The sequence below is a fragment of the Spirilliplanes yamanashiensis genome (genome assembly GCF_016863475.1).
Lineage (GTDB): Bacteria > Actinomycetota > Actinomycetes > Mycobacteriales > Micromonosporaceae > Spirilliplanes > Spirilliplanes yamanashiensis.
In genome coordinates this window covers 232,106-250,606 of the sequence record NZ_BOOY01000003.1, presented here as the reverse complement: position 1 = coordinate 250,606, position 18,501 = coordinate 232,106, and the positions used below count along the sequence as shown (strand labels likewise).

The following is an 18,501-nucleotide window of genomic DNA, read 5'->3' as shown; positions in this document are numbered from 1 at the left end:
GATCGTGTCCTCTCCGCTGCTCACGCGACCGGCCGGCTGGAACGCCAGAGCTGGTCGATGTCGACGGCGTCCAGGCCGCCCGGGTACACGCGCAGGTCGTCGACGTCGCCCGCGAAGGGCTCGACCCACTTGTCGTTGGCCTTGGCGCGGCCGAGCTGCAGCCCGCCGCCGGCGTTCCAGACCGTGCCGGTGTAGGTGGCGACGCCGGCCTCCTGGCCGTCGACGTAGAGGGTCAGCAGGTTCTTGCCCGGGTCGAAGTAGCCGACGAGGTACGTCCACTGGTTGACCGCGGGCGGCTCCATCGTGTTGGCGGCCACCTCGACCAGGTCGGTGGCGGCGGGGTTGACGGCGTCGTGCCGGTACCGGCCGAACACCCAGCGCTGCCGGTCGGCCGCGTAGCCGAGGGTGAAGCCGCTGTTGTGCGCGCCGGCCTGGCTGACGACCGTCATGTCCCTGCCGAGCGCGGTCGGCCGCACCCAGGCGGCGACCGTGAAGCCCTGCCGGGTGTCCACGACGGAGGCGCCCGAGGCGGAGTCGGCGACGCCGTCGAAGCGCACCGCGCGGTCGGTCCGGTCGGTGGCGGTGGCCTGCTGGCCGTCGACCCGGTCGACGCCCGCGAGGGTCAGCGGCCGGTTCTTGCCGGAGGTGTCGGCGGCCGTGGTGCCCGTGGTCTCGTCGAACAGGTAGTCCGCCGCGGAGCACGCCACCGCGGCCGGGTCGTCGCACGGGCGGACGGCGCGGAAGACGTAGCGGGCGACGTCGCCGCGGTTGCCCGCCCGGTCGACGCTGCGCACGTACAGCACGTTCGGGCCGAAGGTGGACGCGGTGACGGTGGCCTCGGCGGTGCCGCCGGTCGCGGCCGGGACGGCCTTGTTCTGCGGGTTGTCGTCGCCGATCGCCCACTCGTAGTAGGCGACGTCGTTGCCGTACGCGGAGTCCTTGACGCCGTTCGCGGCGAAGACCACCTTGCCGGGCTCGCCGGGCTTCTTGTTGGCCGCGTCGGTCGGGAAGTCGGTGGAGGTCACGGCCGGGACGGCGTTCGGCTTCTCCCGGTCGACCGAGTACTCGCAGAAGTCGGACCAGGACAGGCTCTCCAGCTTGTCGTCCTTGGCGATGGCGCGCCACCTGTACGTGTGCCCGTGCACCAGGTCGGGCGAGACCTGCGCCTTGTAGTCGACGTTCTTGCCACTGGCCTTGAACGCCTTCGGGCCGTCGGTGGTGGTCTGCACGTCCTTGCCGGTGGTCACGTCGGTGAGCACGAAGCGGACGGAGATGTTCTGGCTGTCCGGGTCGGTGGCCTGGGCCACCAGCACCGGCTTGTCGTTCGGCAGGAAGGGCCGCCCGGCGCCGGTGACGCAGGGCTTGTCCGGGGCGGTCATCCGCTCGCCGAACGGCTTCGACGGCCGGCTGCGGTAGGTGACCGACAGCGTCGCGTTGTCGCCCTCGAAGCGCTTCCAGCTGTTCGGGTCCTTCTCGTCCTTCGCGGCCAGCGAGAACGCGACGGCGCGGCCGGCGGCGAGCCGGGGCCGGACGGTCTTCGTCAGGTTCTCGTCGGTCTCGTCGGCGTTGTCGGCGAACTCGACCCAGGACGGGTCGGAGTCGGGGTCGCAGGACGAGCCGCGGCCGTAGGCCACCTTGCGGTCGACCATGAGGTCGCCGTCGGACGGCTTGTTGTTCCACGTGAGGTTCGCGTTGACCTTGGTCTCGTCGACGAGGTGCAGGTCGATCCAGCTCGGGCTGCAGGTGAACGAGAACGTCTCGTACGCGCGGAAGACGACCTTGTCGACGACGCGCTCGGTCCAGTGCGACTTCGTCGGCGTGAACTTGAAGTACATGCGGTTGACGTAGCCGGAGGTGGAGCAGACGGCGCTGCCCTGCCGGTAGCAGAAGCCGACGCCCTCGTCGTCGTCGAACTTGTGGTACTTCGTGCCGGGGCGGTCCTCGGAGACGTAGTTCCAGTCGCTCTTGGTGATGCTGGCGGCCGGGTCGATGTAGACCGGGTAGGTGGTGTCGGTGCCGCGCAGCAGCGCCGGGTCGGGCACCACGGCGACCTGGCCGTCGGTCACGGTCATCGGCAGGTCGGCGGTGCGGTCGCCGGGCGTCGGCGCCGCGGCCTGGTCGATCGGGCCGGCGCCGTCGTTCACGACGACCGGCGCGGTGCCGTGGTCGTCCGGCAGCCCGTTCGGCACGTCGGGGGTCTTCGGCGGCTTGCGCTCGCCGGACGAGTCCCACATGGCCGGCGCGGCGCCGGAGAACACGGGCTCGCCCGCGCCGTCGACGGCCTCGAGCCCGCCGCCCGCGGCCTCGCGCACGGTCAGGCCCTCGCCGCGCACGTTCAGCGTGATGTCGGCCAGGTGCGCGTTCTTGGCGGCCTGGGCCGACTTCACCACCAGCACGTACGAGAAGCCGGCCGAGGCGGCCTGGACCCGCAGGTCGACGCCGGACAGCACCTCCGGGTACGTGGCGACCGTGCCGTCGACACGGGGCGCGGGCAGCGGGCGCGGCCAGTCCAGCACCATCGCCCGGTCGCCGTCGGCGAGCCGGATCAGCGTGGTGTCGCCGCCGTCGGAGAGCTTGAGGTCGGCGGCGCCGACGCGCGGCACGATGAAGCCGCCCCGGGGCTCCAGGCGCGGGTCGACGGCCTGCCAGGAGCCGTCGGCGAGCTGGGCGCGCTGCGGGCCGGCGGTGGCCTCGCTGGTGAACGAGCCGTCGGGGTTCGCCACGACGATCTCGTCCTCGGTGCGCAGCGCCAGCACCTCGACCGGCGCGCCGGTGCGCTGCGCCTCGGCGCTCGCGGCCTGTTCGGCGGTGAGGTCGTCGGCCGCCGCGGGCGCGGCCGGCTGCGCGGGCGGCTGCGGCGGTTCGGCGTGCGCCGGTCCGCCGGCGGCGAGGCCGGCCAGCAGGGTGCCCACGAGGAGCGAAGAGGCGATCGCCCGCCGTTTTTGGGCAGGCGGGATCCACGGATTCGGCAGCACGACATCCCCCGTCTTGGTGCGCTCAGCACAAATCGAGGGCTCAACGTAGCGATTCGCCGGGCTGCCCGCTGTCCCGAAACGGGCCGGTGACCGACATCACGGAGATCGACGCCGGCCACCGTCCATCGTGGACCGGAGGGTGGGTCAGAAGCGGGCCGGCTCCCGGTGCACGCCCCACTCGCCGCGCAGGGCGTCGCAGATCTCGCCGAGGGTGGCCTCGGCGCGGGCGGCGTCGAGCATCGCCGGGATCATGTTGGCGTCGGTGCGGGCGGCGGCGACCATGCGGTCCAGGGCGGCCGTCACCGCGGCGGTGTCGCGGGCGGCGCGGCGTTCGGCCAGGACGCGGTTCTGCTCGCGTTCCACCTCGTGCGAGATGCGCAGGATCTCCAGGGGCTTGGCGACGGTCGAGGTGTGCACGTTCACGCCGACGATCCTCTTCTCGCCCTTCTCCAGCGCCTGCTGGTAGGCGAACGCGCTCTCGGCGATGTGGGCGGTGAACCAGCCGTCCTCGATGCCCTGCAGGATGCCCGCGGTCATCGTGCCGTCGTGGCCGAGGTCCTGGATGCGGGTGAAGATCTCCTCCGCCTCGGCCTCGATGCGGTCGGTGAGCGCCTCGACGTACCAGGAGCCGCCGAGCGGGTCGGCGACGTTGGTGACGCCGATCTCCTCCATCAGCACCTGCTGGGTGCGCAGGGCGATCTCGGCGGATTCGTCCGTCGGCAGCGCGAGGGTCTCGTCGAGGGCGTTGGTGTGCAGGGAGTTGGTGCCGCCGAGCACGGCGGCGAGCGCCTCGACGGCGGTGCGCACGACGTTGTTGACGGGCTGCTGCGCGGTGAGGCTGACGCCGGCGGTCTGGGTGTGGAACTTCAGCCACAGCGCCTTCTCGCTGGTGGCGCCGTACACGTCGCGCAGCCGGCGGGCCCAGATGCGGCGGGCGGCGCGGAACTTGGCGATCTCCTCGAAGAAGTCGAGGTGGGCGTCGAAGAAGAAGCTCAGGCCCGGCGCGAACGTGTTGACGTCGAGGCCGCGGGACAGGCCCAGCTCGACGTAGCCGAAGCCGTCGGCGAGGGTGTACGCGAGCTCCTGCGCGGCGGTCGAGCCGGCCTCGCGGATGTGGTAGCCGGAGACGCTGAGCGGCTTGTACCTCGGGATCTCGGCGGCGCAGTACTCCATCAGGTCGCCGATGAGGCGCAGGTGCGGCTCGGGGGCGAACAGCCACTCCTTCTGGGCGATGTACTCCTTGAAGATGTCGGTCTGCAGGGTGCCGTCGAGCTTGCCGAGGTCGGCGCCCTGGCGTTCGGCGGCGACCAGGTACATGCAGAAGATCGGCACGGCGGGGCCGGAGATGGTCATGCTGGTGGTGACGTCGCCGAGCGGGATGCCGTCGAACAGCACGTCCATGTCGGCGGCGGAGTCGATGGCGACGCCGCAGTGCCCGACCTCGCCGAGCGACTGGGCGTCGTCGGAGTCGCGGCCCATGAGGGTGGGCATGTCGAACGCGACGCTGAGCCCGCCGCCGCCCGCGGCCAGGATCATCTTGTAGCGCTCGTTGGTCTGCCGGGCGTTGCCGAAGCCGGCGAACTGCCGGATCGTCCAGGTCCGCCCGCGGTAGCCGGTGGGATACAGACCCCGGGTGTACGGGAACTCGCCCGGCCACCCGATGCGCTCGAAGCCGGGGAGCCCGGCGCCCTCCGGCGGCCCGTACACCGGGTCGACCTCGTTGCCGGACAGGGTGGTGAAGTCGGCGTCCCGGGTGCGGGCGGCGTCGTAGCGCCGCTGCCAGCGCTCGCGACCGGCGGCGATGTCGGCTGCGTCCATGCCGACACTCTAGGCGGGAAACTTAACGATCGCTAAGGGTGTCAGGCGGCGTACTCCACCAGCGTGCCCTTCCCCCGCGCCTTCGCGGCGTACATCGCCAGATCCGCCTCGTGCAGCACGGCGTCGGCGGACTGGCCGGGGCGGGCGTGGGCCACGCCGATGCTGGCCCCGGTGTCGCCGACGGCGAACGGCTCGGCCAGCGCCGCGGCCACCCGGGCCGGCACCGCGCCGGCGCCGTCGCCCGCCACGATCACCGCGAACTCGTCGCCGCCGAGCCGGGCCACGGTGTCGCCGGCCCGCACGGCCGCGGTGAGCCGGCGGGCCACCTCGACGAGCAGCCGGTCGCCGGCCGCGTGGCCGTACCGGTCGTTCACCGGCTTGAAGTCGTCCAGGTCGATGAGCAGGACGGCGGGGGCGGCCGGCAGCGCGGCGGCCAGCCGCTCCAGGAACAGCGCCCGGTTGGCCAGGCCCGTCAGGCTGTCGTGGAACGCCTGGTGGCGCAGCTGCGCGGCGAGGGCGTCCCGCTCGGCCAGCAGCTCCGCGATGTGCCGGAACGCCGCCACCTGCCGCACCACCACCAGGGCGGTGCTGACGATGGCGCCGCCCACCACGATCCAGGCCTCGCCCGTCAGCCCGGTGTCGGCGAGCGTCCACACCAGCAGCGCGTAGGTGACGCCGATCGCGGCGTACGGCAGCACCGAGTACGCCCGCCCCCGGCTGCCCGCCGCGGCGGCCGGGCCGGCGGCCGTGCACCGCCACTGGACCCGGGCGGCGGCCGCCAGCGCCAGGTTCGCGGCGACGTGCCCCGCCTGCACCCAGGCGGCGTGCGGCCCGAGGTACCAGCTGTCCGGCAGGATCTGCAGCACCGTCTCCAGCGCGGCCGCGGTGCCAGCCAGCCGCCCGGCGAGCGGGGCGAACGGCGGGGCGGGGCTGAACGTGAGCTTGACCGTGGCGTAGACGGCGAGCAGCAGCGTGCCCGTGCCGAGCACGACGGAGTCGACGAGCGACACCGTCCAGGCCACCGCGCCCGCCGCGTCGGGCAGGGCGGTGCCGTGCACGCTGACGGTGGCCGTCGCGACCATGATCGTGGCGATGTCGAGCCGGAACCGGCCGCGCCCGCGGCCCCGGCCGAGCCCGAGCGGCGTGCTGAGCATGACGACGACCAGCACCAGCGTCCCGGCCGAGCTGAGGTAGAGAACGGGGTCGGCGCCCCAGACCGCCGCCTCGGATCGGGGCTCGGCGGCGATGACGGTGACCTGGTACAGGTCCCCGGCGAGGAACGTCGCGGCGGTGAACGCGACCGCGCCCCACAGCCGGCGCACCGCCCGGGGCGCGGAGCGGGTGCGGGCGACCCGCAGGGCGGGCGCCACGGCGAGGGCGTGCGCGACCGTCATCGCCGCCCACGGCGCGGCCACCCGGGCGGTCCCGTCGACGCCCGCCGCCGCCAGGGCGAGGTAGAGCAGGCCGGTCACCGCCAGCACGGCCAGCACCCCGTCGGGGCGGGTGGCGCGCGGGCGGGTCATGCCGGGGCCCATCGGCCGGGCCCGCGCCGACCTGAACGCACCCGGGTGTGACCCGGCCCGCTACGCCACCCGGTGGTCGAGCAGCCAGGCGGTGGCCTGCGGGCGGCGGGCGACGGCGCGCAGCACCACGGGCATCAGCACGTCGTTGACCCGGCGCCCGACCGGACCGGCGGCCTTGCCGGTGCCGTTGCGGCGGCCGTGGGCCACGACCCGGCGCACCCGCGGGCGGCGGATCCGCTCGTACGCGGCCAGCGCCTCCGGCACGCCGGCGGCGTCGCGCACGCAGGCGCCCAGCACGACGGCGTCCTCGATCGCCATGGACGCGCCCTGCCCGGACGACGGCGACATGGCGTGCGCGGCGTCGCCGGCCAGCACCGCGTGCCCCCGGCGCCACACCGCCACGTCCGGCAGGTCGAACGTCGGCCACGGGCCGAGCAGGTCGTCGGTGGCGGCGATGATCGCGCGGGCGGGGACGGCGTCGCCGGCGAACAGGTCCGTGAGGTGCGCCCGCCAGTCGCCGCCGGGGTACGAGTGCCCCGGCGGGTTGGCGAACCACCACACCGACCCGTCGGGCGCGGCGGACCAGCCGAAGAAGCAGCGCCGCCCGAACGCCATCCGCACCGTGCCGGGCGAAACGCCCGCGGCGACCGGGCGGTCGGTGAAGCCGCCGGTGTTGAGCAGGCCGAGGTTGCGCGGCGGCGCGGCGTGCGGGTCGAGCAGGGTGCGGGTGCGCGAGTGCAGGCCGTCGGCGCCGACGAGCAGCGCGCCGCGCGCCTCGGCGCCGTCGGCGAACTCCGCGGTGACGCCCGCGCCGTCGTGCCGCAGGCCGGTGAGCCGCCGCCCGTACGTGACCGGGATGCCGCGCCGCACGGCCTCGTCGCGCAGCGCGGCGTACAGGTCGGCGCGGCGGATGGTGCGGGTGACCAGGCCGTCGGGGGTGGGCCCGCCGAGCGGCAGGTCCGCCCAGTGCCGGCCGGCGCCGTTGCCCATCGCGACGGTCGGCGTCGGGTAGCCGGCGGCGAGCACCTCGGCGGGGTCGAGGCCGAGGGCGCGCAGGGCGCGCTGGCCGTTGACGGCGAGGGTGAGGAACGCGCCGCGCTCGTCGGCGGAGCGCGGGTGGGCCTCATGGACCGCCGGGGCGAACCCGGCGCGCTGCAGGGCGATGGCCGCGACCGTACCGGCGATCCCGCCCCCGATGACGACCACTTGTTTAGTCATGCCAGGACTATACATAAAATGTCTAGGCGCGGGAACCACTAGGCTGACGGGCGTGACACCGCGTCGTTCCCCCCTGGCCGTGCTGGTGCTGGCGCTGCTGGCGGAGGCCCCGATGCACCCGTACCGGATGCAGCAGGTGATCAAGGAACGCGCGCAGGACACCCTGGTCAACGTCGCGCAGCGCAACAGCGTCTACCAGACCCTCGACCGCCTCGTCCGCGACGGCCTCGCCACCCCGGCGCTCACCGCCCGCGACACCGGCCGCCCGGAACGCACCGTCTACGAGATCACCGAGACGGGCCACGCCACCCTGCACGGCTGGCTCACCACCATGCTCAGCACCCCGCCGCGCGAGTTCCCCGAGTTCCCCGTCGCGCTCGCCCTCATCGCCCTGCTCGAACCGCCCCAGGTCGCCGACCTGCTGGCCGCCCGCATCGAGGCGCTGGAGGCGGCGCAGGCCGCGAAGCCCCCGGCGCCCGACCTGCCCCGGCTGTTCCTGATCGAGGAGGAGTACAAGGACGCGCTGACGGCGACCGAGCTGGCCTGGCTGCGCCGGGTGGTCGCCGAGCTGCGCGACGGCACCCTCACCTGGAACCGCGCCGACCTCGCCCCGGCCTGAGCGGCTGCCCGCCCGGTCCGGTGATCAGACGTTTGTTGAAGCGCCTTCGCACCTCGTGAACCGGTGCTGATTGCCATCGTCGGGGTCGCCGATGGAGAAATAGAGGTGGCGCTCACTGCCTTCTCGGCTCACCGAAAGGCCGAAGCTCTCCTCGAAGGCGCGAGTTCCCAGCCTGTCGAAGCCGAGGTCGACGACGAGGAAGGTCGGTGCGTCGAACAGTGCCCACCTTCCGGCACCGATGGTAGGACGGACGCCGCCGAACTCCGCCTGAAGACGGTTGTCACCGACGTATCCGTCATCGTCGAACAGCGCCTTCGTAAACGCCTCACTGAGGCCTTCCACTACAAAGGTGCTGTCCGGGCTGAGCATCACCGTCTCGCCAGGCTCACCGCACCAGACTCCGGCCAGGTCAGCCTTACTCGGCGGCCCGAGAGTCATCGAGCCGGCGGACGGCGTCACCGCCGGAGCGGGCGGAGGGCCGGCCGCCGGTTTCGGCGTGCAACCCGCCAGCGCGACGACTGCCGCCAGGACGGCCAGCGGAGTCGTCCGGCGGACGAATCGGTCGGTCGGCATGGAACTCGAGTCACCTCTATCAGTCGAATGCCTGCCGGCCGTCCGCCGAGAATCCGGCGGACGACCGTTCATGCCGATCCGCAGGACCTGAAAACGTGCCGGTCACCGCTGTCGGCGTCACCGACGTAGAAGAACAGCAACCGATCACCGCCTTCGTGGTCCACCTTCAAGCTCAAACCGTCGTCGACGGCACGCCGAGCCAACTGCTCGAACTCCAGACGGACCACCGCGTACGACGGCGCATCGTAAAGCCTCCATGTGCCGGCACCGGTGGTGGGGCGCACGCCGCCGAACTCGGTTTTCACCCGATACCCGTCGACGTAGCCCGACCTGGCCAGCAACTCGTCGGTGACCTCTTCGCTGAGCCCTTCGACGAGGAACGTCCCGTCCGAACGGAGGGATACCCGCTCACCGGGTTCACCGGGATCCCCGCACCACCCGCCCGCCATGTCGGCGGCGGTCGGCGGAGGGGGCGCGGGATCAGGTGCCGTCGTGGGCCCGCACCCGGCGAGCCCGAGCGCGGCGGCCAGCAGGACCGGTCCAGTGAGCCACAGGCCGCCACGCCCGGCGAGACGTGCATTTCTACTCGGCACTGAAGGGGATCACCTCCACCCAACTGAACGTCTGCGTGACATCGGACAGCCTCCCCGACGCGGGCTCCGGCGGATTCCACGATGCCTTGTCGATCCACGGCGGACGGGTCATTGACTTCACATCCCAGGTGTTGGTCGCAGTGAACGCGACCACAGCTCGTCCCTTGACGGGATCGACAGCGGCCACCTGGTAGTTCAGCCGGTAGGAACCCACAGCCGCCTCGGCCGCCGAAATTCGCTCGCCCTTGTCGGACGAGGTCCCGTACAGGCTCATCGTCAGCAGGTCGCGCTTGGCCCGGGCCGATCCGGCCTCGCCCTTCGGGAGATCGTAGTTGATGTTGCGGTCCGGGTCGTAGCCACCTTGGCCGATCATGAACGTGAGCAGCTGACGCACCCAGTCCATGTGATCTGAGGACCGGATACCCAGCGTCATCTCATCGACCTGGTAGTACTCCTGGTGCCGCGGCTCCCGGCCCGACGCGAAGTGTGTCAGCGCCTGTTTCACCGTGGCGGTATTGATGATCTTGGCGCGGGCGTCAATCTGTTCCTGCGTCATCCCCAGCATCGGGTTCCAGATGTACTTGCGGCCGTTCGACGTCGTGTTCGCCACCGGATAGGTCTTCTTTGGAGCTGTCTTCTTGGGGGCCGGCGGGGTGTACGACTCGGCGCACAGCTGCGTTGCGCAGTGCGACGGATACAAGCCGGTCGGGTCCGACATCGTGCCCGGGTTGTTGTTGGCGTAGCTGTAGCCGTTCAGCTGCTGCGGATTCTGCGGATCGATAACAGGGTCCACAGAGATGAACCGACCCAGCAGCGGGTCGTAGAGCCGAGCGCCGAGGTGCGTCAGGCCCGTCCGATCCGCAGTTCCTCCCACGAATCCCTTGTCCATGGTCGCCGGCCAGCCGGCGGGGGCACCGCCGCGGATCTCGCCGAACGGCAGGGTCCGGCGCTTCGTGACGGCGAGCGTGAGAGCGTTGACCGCCATCTCCACGGTACCGTGATGGTCTCCGACCAGCCAGAACAGGCCCGCATCCGACCGGGTCGCGACAACGGTTTCCTTGTGGCTGTAATAGCGGGTGGCCTTGGCCGCCGTGGCCCCCGTTGCCAGGGTGAGTTCGGTGCCGCCCGGTAGGAACACGGTTGAACCGGCCGCATCCTTGCGCATCAGGCGATTGCCGTCGGCGTCGTAGACGAAGCTGGTCGTACCGCCCGATTCCGACACGGACTCGAGCCGGCCCTCGGCGTCCCAGGTGAGCATCTGCTGCGCACCCGCGCCGGACGAACGGGTGCGCATGTTGCCCGCATCGTCGTAGGTGAACTCGCGGCTGACGGCAGGCTTACCGGGTGCCTGCGTCAGGACGGAGGTGACGGCGTGCGGGCGCACCGCTGCCGCACCAGCTGTCGGATAGGTGTAGGTCAGCGTCGTGTCCCCGGCGCTGCTGTGACGCACCTCCTGGGTTCTGTTTCCAGTCCGGTCGTACGTCCACGAGTGCCAGTACGGTGCCGGGCCGTCGAGTGCGGTGTCGTCGTCAGGCGCCGCCTTGCAGTCGTTACTCCTCGGCGTCCAGGCGTCGGTGAGCCGGCGCAGGTAGTCGTAGGAGTAGCACTGAGTGTCGACCTTCTGTCCCTGCGGCGCGTCAGAGACCATCGTGACGTTGCCGGCGGCGTCGTAGTCGTAGCTGTAGTTGGCCGCCTCGGCCTTCCTCTCGGGGACCACGTTCGTGGCGGCGAGCCGCCGAGTCGCGCCGTCGAAGGTCGATGTGATCGAGACGCGGTTACCCACGTTGCCGAGTTCACGCTGTGTCAGCTGTCCGAGCTTGTCGTACACCACCGAGCCGACGTAGATCTGGGTCGGCGAGATCAGCGACGTCTGCTCCCCCACGTCGTTGTAGCCGTAGGTGAGCTTCTCGGCGGGCAGCTGGGCCGCCTTGGGCAGGGTAGTGGTGGCCGGCGAGCCGTTCTGCTTGTAGGTCAGGTCCGTCGAGTACACACAGGGTGCCGCCGCCTCGGCGGCGCACAGTCCGCCGGCACCCGCCGGGAGGACGACGGACGTCTTCGTGGGACGGCCCGCCGTGTCGTACGCGTCGACCCGGGACTCATAAGCGACGCCACCGACGTACCGGACGGACCTGCTCAGCTTGCCGGCGCCGTTCTCGAGGTCGTCGTAGAACCACTCCGCCCGCTTCGGTCCGGTGACGGACCCGTCCCGGACGGTCCACTTACGGTTGCCCTTGTCGTAGGTGTAGGCGATCACCTTGCCGCCGGCGTCCTCGACCGTCTCGACATTGCCGGCCGCATCGTAGGACGTCTTGACGAGGCCCTTGTCCGGGTCGTCGGCGGTCCGCTGGCGCCCACGCAGATCGTATGTGTAGGACCAGACGTTCGATGCCGCGTCGACGATCTTCTCCAGGTTCCCCCGCAGGTCGTAGTCGTACTGGATGGTGTCGAAGAGGGTGGGGTCGTCCTTGCCGGCGTCTTTCACGTTCCGGTACTGGCGCAACTCGGTGGTGCGTTCATGGGCGTCGACAATGGCGGTCGTCGCGGTGCCTCCCAACGGCGGGATGACCGTCTGCCGGTCGCCGTCGTGAATCGTCGTGGTGCGCCACTTTTCCGCGCCGAGCGCCTTGAACACTTTGTCGGTCTCGCGTCCGGCACCGTCGTAGTGCACCTCAGTGAGACCGGGGATCTGTCCCTGCGGCCGGCCGAGGTCTGTACCGGGCTCCGCGTTGGTGGTGTCGTGATAGGGCTGCGACTCCCAGGCGAGCTTGCCGTGGGCGTTGTGGAACGTGTCGGCCAGGTGGCGGCCGCCGCCGGGTGCGCTTGTCTGAACCTGCCGCTTGCGCAGGAACCCGTCGTACAGCGTCACGGTGGCCTTGTAGTTCGATCCGCTCGTGAGCAGGTGCTCGGAGACGATCGCGGTCGGTCCTCCCGACTTGCGGACCAGGTACGAGAATTTCATGGTGGGACGGTCCGGAGTGCTCCGCCCGGGCAACCAGACCGCTGTCGTACGGCCGAGTCCGTCGTAACGGAACGTCGTCACCGCGCGGTTGGCGTCCGTGACGCTGGTCGGCAGGTCCCACGCGGGTTCCTTGGCGGTCGTGACCGTGTGGCCCAGCGCGTCGGTGACCTCCGTCGCCGTGAGGAGCCCGCCGTGGGCGGTGACGTACTTCGTCCGGCTGGTGTTCCCGCGCGCGTCGGTCGTCTCCTCCGCGCGTCCGTTGCTGTCGTACCTGCTCGACTGCGTGCGGACGTACACCGGCGTGGCGCCCTTGAAGGCATCCAGCTCCTCCACGCGCACGACATTGCCCCTTACCGGCGGATTGCCGAATGACGAGGCGTCCTTGTACGCGTCATAGAAGGTTCGGGTGCGCGACAGCACAGTGCTCGGGACCGCTGTCGCCGGTGCGCCGGCGCAAACACGGCTGAGCAGCTCGGTCTGAATCACCTTGTCGACCATGAACACGCCGTCGTCGTCGCTCGCGGGATTACGGCCGTACGTCGTGCGGGTACAGGTCTCGTCGCCGGTCACGGCCTCGTCGCCCAGGTCTGTGACCGTGACGGGCAGGCCGTCGTCGTTGTGCTCGGTCACGGTGCCGGTGATTCGCCACTTCCCGTTCGGCATTGCGGTACGGGTTCGCGACGAACCGGTCTGGACCACGTACGTGTTGGTGGTGACACCGCTGCGGGTACGAGTGGCGGTGGGTCCGCGCTTCCAGGGCACGTGGACCGTGGAGAAGAGTTCACGGCCCACGCTGGTCGCCGTGGCCCCGTCGAAGGTGATCTCCTGCCGGAGGAACCCGTTCAGGGCCTCGTGGTCGACGACTGTGCCGCCCCAGTCGGTGACTTCGACCGTCCCCTCACGGCCCTTGTCGCCGTTCATGCCCCGCAGGTACCGGTACTCGGTGGCGGTCTGCCGCCCCTCGGCCGTGCCCTGCCGGACTCGGACCTTGCCGTACCCGCGCCAGTCGCCCCAGGTCTTGTGCTTGTCCTTGGTGATCTCGTCGTCCTGGTAGTGCCACGCTGGGTCGTCGAGGTAGTCGTAGAACGTCGTCTGGGTGGGCTGGTCCGTGACGGTGTCGTTGTGGTCGACCCGCGTGACGACGTACTTGTGGAACCAGTCGATGGTCGGCTCTCCCGTTCCCGGCCAGGCGTAGTACGCCGGCATGCAACGGGTCTTGTTGTTCTTCGGATCCGGCAGCTTGTCGCGGTCGCAGGCGCCGCCGGCGTAGGTCACAAGGATGTCACCGCCGGACTCGGTGCCGATCCGCTTGATGCGCCAGCGCTTCAGGCCGGTCCGGGAGTCGTTGACGGCGTCCACCCGGTTGTCGAGGGACTCGGCGCCGTGGTCGAACGCGATCTCGGGATCCTTGGTGGTGTCGCCGATGTGACCGGCGCGGGTGACCCCCGCGAGCCACAGTGGTGTGCTCTCACCGGAGCCGGGGCTGTCGAACGTGTGCCGCAGCGTCCACGACTCGACGTCGGCGTACGAGGTCGGACCCGATCGCTTCTGCGTGGTGATGGTGGTCAGGCGCCGCGCCGACCAGTACGTCGGCGAGCCCTGCTCCCGGCACTTCGTGTCCTCTTTGCAGAACTGGTCCCACGGGGTGTCCGGCCACTGCCCTCGCTTGGGGTCGGACTCCCATGCCTTGCCCGCCCAGCAGTCAGCGAGGCAGCGCTCCTCGGTCGTGAACACTGCCCGCAGCGGTGCCGCCTGGCCATACTCAGCACCGCTTCGCATGCCGTACTCGGCCCGCTTGAGGTAACCGCCACGGTGATAGGTCGTCCGCTTGTCGGGGTCGCCGTTGCGGGCGTAGGCGCCGCCTTCCCGGCCGTAGTAATAGGCGAGCGTGTTGCCGTTCGGGTCGACGACGTAGTCGAGGTTCCAGCGCCACGCCTGCCGGCAGTGCGCCTCGGCGAAGGTGTCGTCGTAGCACTCGTCCGTCTTGTCGTCGCCGAAGACCGGCACGGTCCACGTTGAGTCCGTGGTCGCGTCGTCGGTCTTCCAACCGGGCAGTTTGTGGTAGCCGAAGTAGTACTCCGTACCGTCCGGCGTGCTCACCTTCCAGTACTCGTTGTCATTGTCGCCGTTGTCGCGCGACCCCGACCGGAGCCGCTCGACGCGGGTGCCGTCATCGTTCTTCATTCGCCACACGTCGCCGTCGCGCACGAGGTCGCCGGCGCGACCGCTGAGCGACAGGGTGGCGTTGTCGTTGAACCAGCACTGGTCGCCGGTCTTGCGCTTGTCACTGGTGGGCTTGTCGTCGGAGCAGGGAATGTACTTGCGCTCGATGAAGCCGGGCCAGTACTCCCAGCCATCGCCGACCCAGCCGCCCTGGTTGTTGGTGCCGGTGGTCCGGCCGTCGACGCTGCTCGACGAGTAGGCCAAGGAGATCTGAGGGGCAGGACCGCCTTGGGATGGCGGCATGCGCAACGGCAGCGACCAGGTGAAGTCACCGGTCTGCTTGGAGACCTCCCACGACCCCGCCGACGACAGATCCGTGGCTCGGTAGTCACCGTCGTCCCCGGACGGTCCGCCCTCCACCGAGAGCACGGACGCACCGGCGGCCCGCAGCAAGGCGGTCGCTGTGACGGTGCCCGACTTCTCGTCGTTGACCGTGTCCAGCACCCTCCCCGTGATGCACGCCGTGTCGGCAGGCCGCGTCAGCGCACAGGCAGGGAGCTGCACCAGGCGCAGACGCGAGGACCAACCGCCGCCGTAGGCGTGGGCGAAACCCGAGTAGTCCACACTCACCGAGACGGCCCCGTCGCTGCCTGCCGTGCCATCGGTACGGGTGAGGTCCAGCAGCAGGCCGGTGGTACCGACCCGGGCGGCGGTCTCCCTGTCGTGCACGGTGACACGCATGCGGCCCCGAGCCGGCGCGGCGGACGTCGCTGCTCGCCCCTGCGCCGGCGCGGTCGCCACACGGCCGATCCGGACGGGCAGCTGTCCCGCTGCGATACCGCCCGGGGCACCTGCCGAGCGAAGGCCGGCGGGAGAGGAGAGATCGACCTCCGCGCTCCCGGGCGCCGGCCACTTGACGGCGCGCGGTGCACCCGGCGCCGTCGGCGCGGCGGCGGGCGCCTTCGGCTTGACGTTGACGACCTTGACGCCCGGCACCTCGGCGGGCTTCGGCGGCGACCATTCGGCCGGCGCCGCCTGCACCACCTGGGGACCGCCCAACGTGGCTGCCAGCACCGCGGCGAGCGACGCCCCCAGCCATCTACTACGCCGGCCGAACGATCTCATCGACGCCGAGCGCCTCGGCGCCGCCGCATACAGCTTCATCACGCACTCCCCCGTGCATTCGATCTATTTTCGGAACGTCCGGCCGGTGCCCGGTTTGGTCACTGAATGGCCTGCTGGCAGATCTCGAAGGCGGACAGCACTCGCTGATGCGCATAGACCTGGTCGATGGACCCGCGCCAGTGATGGGCGGCCGCGCCACCGGCCTTGCCACGTCCGATCACGAACGAGCCGCCCTCCCAGGCCGGCCCGGCCGGCGCGGACACCATCTCGCCGTCGCAACTCTCCTGGTTGCCCATGACGTGGATCTGCACCCGATTGGCGGCAGCGTCGTACACCCCGCCGAGGTGCACCCACGCGTTGGCGGCCGGACGTGCCGAGCTTCCCTCCTCGCCTGTCGCGCACGCCATCGTGGGGCCGGTGCCGCCGGTATCGGTGTCGCGCAGGACGAAGCACCACCCGCCGGCGCCGCCGTTCGCGTCCTTGCGGTACATCAGGGCGAACCGGCTGGTCTGCTCGCCGTCCTGGCTGAGCACCGCCTGCTCCGGGCCGGCCGCCAGGTCCGCGGGACGCACCCACGCCATCACGGTGAAACTTTTCCGGCTGTTCAGGACGGGGCCACCGAGCTGGATCTGTCCAAGGCCGGTGAAGGACGCTGCGTTGCCCAGGTAGCCGGGACCGAAGGACACCGCACCCGACAGGGTGCCGGGCTGGGCCTGCACGGTGGCGCCGGTCAGCGGGCCGCACACCGGGTCGGCGGCGTCGGTGTTCCCGAGGTCGGCGGCCGTCGTTCCGGACGACTCGTCCAGCCGCCAGTTCCAGCACCGGTTCGGCAGCGGCGAGACCCAGAACTGGTGGACGACCTCCGGAGCCTTGTTGCCCGCCACGTCGGTGGCGACCACCCGCATCGTGCGGACCATGTCCTTCGTCGGTGTGTACACCGCGGACGCCTGGGCGGTCTGCGTGGCGGCACCCTGGTCGACTGACCAGGTGTAATCCGCGGCTCCCGTCGCTCCGGTGAAGGCGAACGTACCTTTCGTGTCGACCGAGGCGCCCCAGGCCTTGTACGGGTACTCGTCGGACGTGACGACGAGGCCGGTCGGCGGGGTCGTGTCCACCACCAGGGTCTGCCACGCCGACCAGTCACCCGTGAGGTTGTTCTCGTCCTTGCTCTGTGCCCGCCAGTAGTAGGTCGAACCGTTCGCCAGTGACGCGGCGACCGTCCATTCCGCGGACGTGCCGGAGGCGTCGGTCACGGTTCCGCTGGAGACAAGGGTGGCCGTGGCCGAGGCCGCGGTCCGGACCTCGAAGGTGGTCCGCAAGTTGCCCTTGTACGGGTCGGACACCCCCGCCTTCAGCGTGGGCTTCACCGAGCGGACGACGGCCGGCGAGGTGCACGCCTTGTAGCAGTCGGTCGTCTTGGAGAGCGCCTCGGGCGTCGGCCGGTTCGGCGCCTTGTCATAGGTGGCGACAAGGTATGCCGTGTTCGGGAAGAACTTCTTCCACCGGTCCTCGGCCGACTCGTAGTCGCCCTCGGGATTGCAGGCGCACAGCCCGACCGTGTATGTCTGCCACCCCGCACTGGCGTTGACGGCGCGGTGCAGGTCGTTCTTCACCGCTGCGGCGTCGAACACCGCGTCAGCGTCAGGCTGGATCTTGCCGCAGCCGCCCGCTTCGTTGGCGTGCCCGGCCCAGGAGTCGAGCTGCGTGCCGGGCAGTGGCCGGGTGCCCCAGTTCATCCGCTTGCCGGAGTCGACAGTGATCTTGTCGGTGCGGTACAGCCAGGCCCAGGAGTCATCGCACGAGAACGAGTGGTCGAGTTTGATCGCCATGTGGGCGTCCAGGACCGTGGCTCCGCGCATGCTGGACACGTCGAAGTCGAAGAACGACCGGTAGAGCACACCGTCGAACGGGTTGCGGCCGACCCAGGCTCGGTCCTCGACGTCCCAGTCCTTGTTCGCCTTGTTGGCCCATGCCCACTTCGAACGCTTGCCGTTGAACGGCGGGTCGATGAAGACCGGGTACACGGTGTCCGGCGAAGCCAGCATGTCCATGTCCGGCTCGACCGTCATGACGTCACCGGAGACTCGCACGTCGACCGGATTGACCTTCGCCGCGGCCCCCGCGCGCCGGCCGTCCGACCGCAGATCCTCGTCGAGGACGCCGGGCACCGCTCGCCGCAGGACCGCGACTCCTCCGGCCGCACTCGTCGAGTCCCACATGGACGCGCCTGCCGTCGTTGCGAAGACGTCGCCCGACCCATCCACCAGCTCGACGGCGCCCGCCTCCGTCACCCGGCGGACGGCGTTGCCCCCCACCTTGTACTGGATGGTTCGTAAGTCGGTCTTGCCGGCCGCGTCGGCCGACCGCACCTCAAGCGCGTGCCGGAAACCGTCGGCAAGTGCCGTGACGTGCAGGGCCACCCCGGGGCGCACCTCGTCGTAGATCGCCGTGGCACCGTCGAGCCGCGGCGGGCGCAGCTCCCCTTCCCAGGAGAGGGTGAACGTCGTGCCTCCGGACCGCCAGGTCACGAACGGGCCCGTTCCGCCGTTGGAGAAGGTGACGTCCGCCGCCGCGGCTTCAGGAGCGACGACGCCGTCGAGGCGTCGCAAGACCGTGGAAACCTTCGCCCAGGAACCGTCGGCCTTCCGGACCCGCTGAGGCGTGACCGCGGCCTCCAGTGTTCGCAGCCCGGACGGCTCGACGAAGACCTGCGTCAGCTCGCTGCGCGCATCGGCGACTTCGACGCGGGTCGCACAACGGGCGGCCATCTGCTCCGCGGCCGCCTCGGTGGGCGCCTCGGCCCGGCAATCGACTGCCGCCGCTCGAGCCGCAGCAAGTGCGGGTGGGCCACCGAGGACCGCCAGAGCCGGCACGGCGGCCAGGCACGCGGATGCGGCCGCCGTCCTAAGTCTCGTCCTACGCTTCGCCGTACCGA

9 protein-coding genes are annotated in these 18,501 nt (G+C 70.9%); 1 reads left to right on the top strand and 8 read right to left on the bottom strand.

The window, feature by feature from the left end:
* Window positions 1–20: 20 nt before the first annotated feature.
* The 4 genes from Sya03_RS03335 to Sya03_RS03320 form a co-directional block, all read right to left on the bottom strand.
* Window positions 21–2,912 carry a LamG-like jellyroll fold domain-containing protein gene (locus Sya03_RS03335; RefSeq protein WP_203936636.1) on the bottom strand — a complete coding sequence of 964 codons (2,892 nt, stop codon included), beginning with the start codon at window positions 2,910–2,912 and terminating at the stop codon, window positions 21–23.
* Window positions 2,913–3,119: 207 nt separating this feature from the next.
* The gene (icmA, locus tag Sya03_RS03330) at window positions 3,120–4,793 is read right to left on the bottom strand and encodes a coenzyme B12-dependent isobutyryl-CoA mutase large subunit (RefSeq protein WP_203936635.1); all 1,674 of its coding nucleotides are present in this window, start codon (window positions 4,791–4,793) and stop codon (window positions 3,120–3,122) included.
* A gap of 41 nt (window positions 4,794–4,834) precedes the next feature.
* Window positions 4,835–6,316, bottom strand: coding sequence for a GGDEF domain-containing protein (locus Sya03_RS03325; RefSeq protein ID WP_203936634.1), 1,482 nt, complete (start codon window positions 6,314–6,316; stop codon window positions 4,835–4,837).
* Between the two features lie 60 nt (window positions 6,317–6,376).
* Window positions 6,377–7,534 carry an FAD-dependent oxidoreductase gene (locus Sya03_RS03320; RefSeq protein WP_203936633.1) on the bottom strand — a complete coding sequence of 386 codons (1,158 nt, stop codon included), beginning with the start codon at window positions 7,532–7,534 and terminating at the stop codon, window positions 6,377–6,379.
* Between the two features lie 52 nt (window positions 7,535–7,586).
* Here Sya03_RS03320 and Sya03_RS03315 point away from each other — a divergent pair, with 52 nt between their 5' ends.
* Entirely contained in the window at window positions 7,587–8,153 is a 567-nt protein-coding gene (locus Sya03_RS03315) for a PadR family transcriptional regulator (protein ID WP_239107082.1), read from the top strand.
* Between the two features lie 24 nt (window positions 8,154–8,177).
* Here the strand turns inward: Sya03_RS03315 and Sya03_RS03310 are convergent, their stop codons facing one another.
* From Sya03_RS03310 to Sya03_RS03295, 4 genes are all read right to left on the bottom strand, one after another.
* Window positions 8,178–8,726 (bottom strand): hypothetical protein, encoded by a 549-nt coding sequence (locus Sya03_RS03310; RefSeq protein ID WP_203936631.1) that lies wholly within the window; start codon window positions 8,724–8,726, stop codon window positions 8,178–8,180.
* 68 nt (window positions 8,727–8,794) lie between these two features.
* On the bottom strand, window positions 8,795–9,175 hold the full coding sequence (locus tag Sya03_RS03305; protein WP_203936630.1) for a hypothetical protein: 381 nt from the start codon (window positions 9,173–9,175) through the stop codon (window positions 8,795–8,797).
* A 133-nt stretch (window positions 9,176–9,308) separates the two neighbouring features.
* The gene (locus Sya03_RS03300) at window positions 9,309–15,605 is read right to left on the bottom strand and encodes an RHS repeat-associated core domain-containing protein (protein WP_203936629.1); all 6,297 of its coding nucleotides are present in this window, start codon (window positions 15,603–15,605) and stop codon (window positions 9,309–9,311) included.
* Between the two features lie 59 nt (window positions 15,606–15,664).
* Complete coding sequence (locus Sya03_RS03295) at window positions 15,665–18,439, bottom strand: LamG-like jellyroll fold domain-containing protein (protein ID WP_203936628.1); 2,775 nt, start codon at window positions 18,437–18,439, stop codon at window positions 15,665–15,667.
* Window positions 18,440–18,501 lie beyond the last annotated feature (62 nt).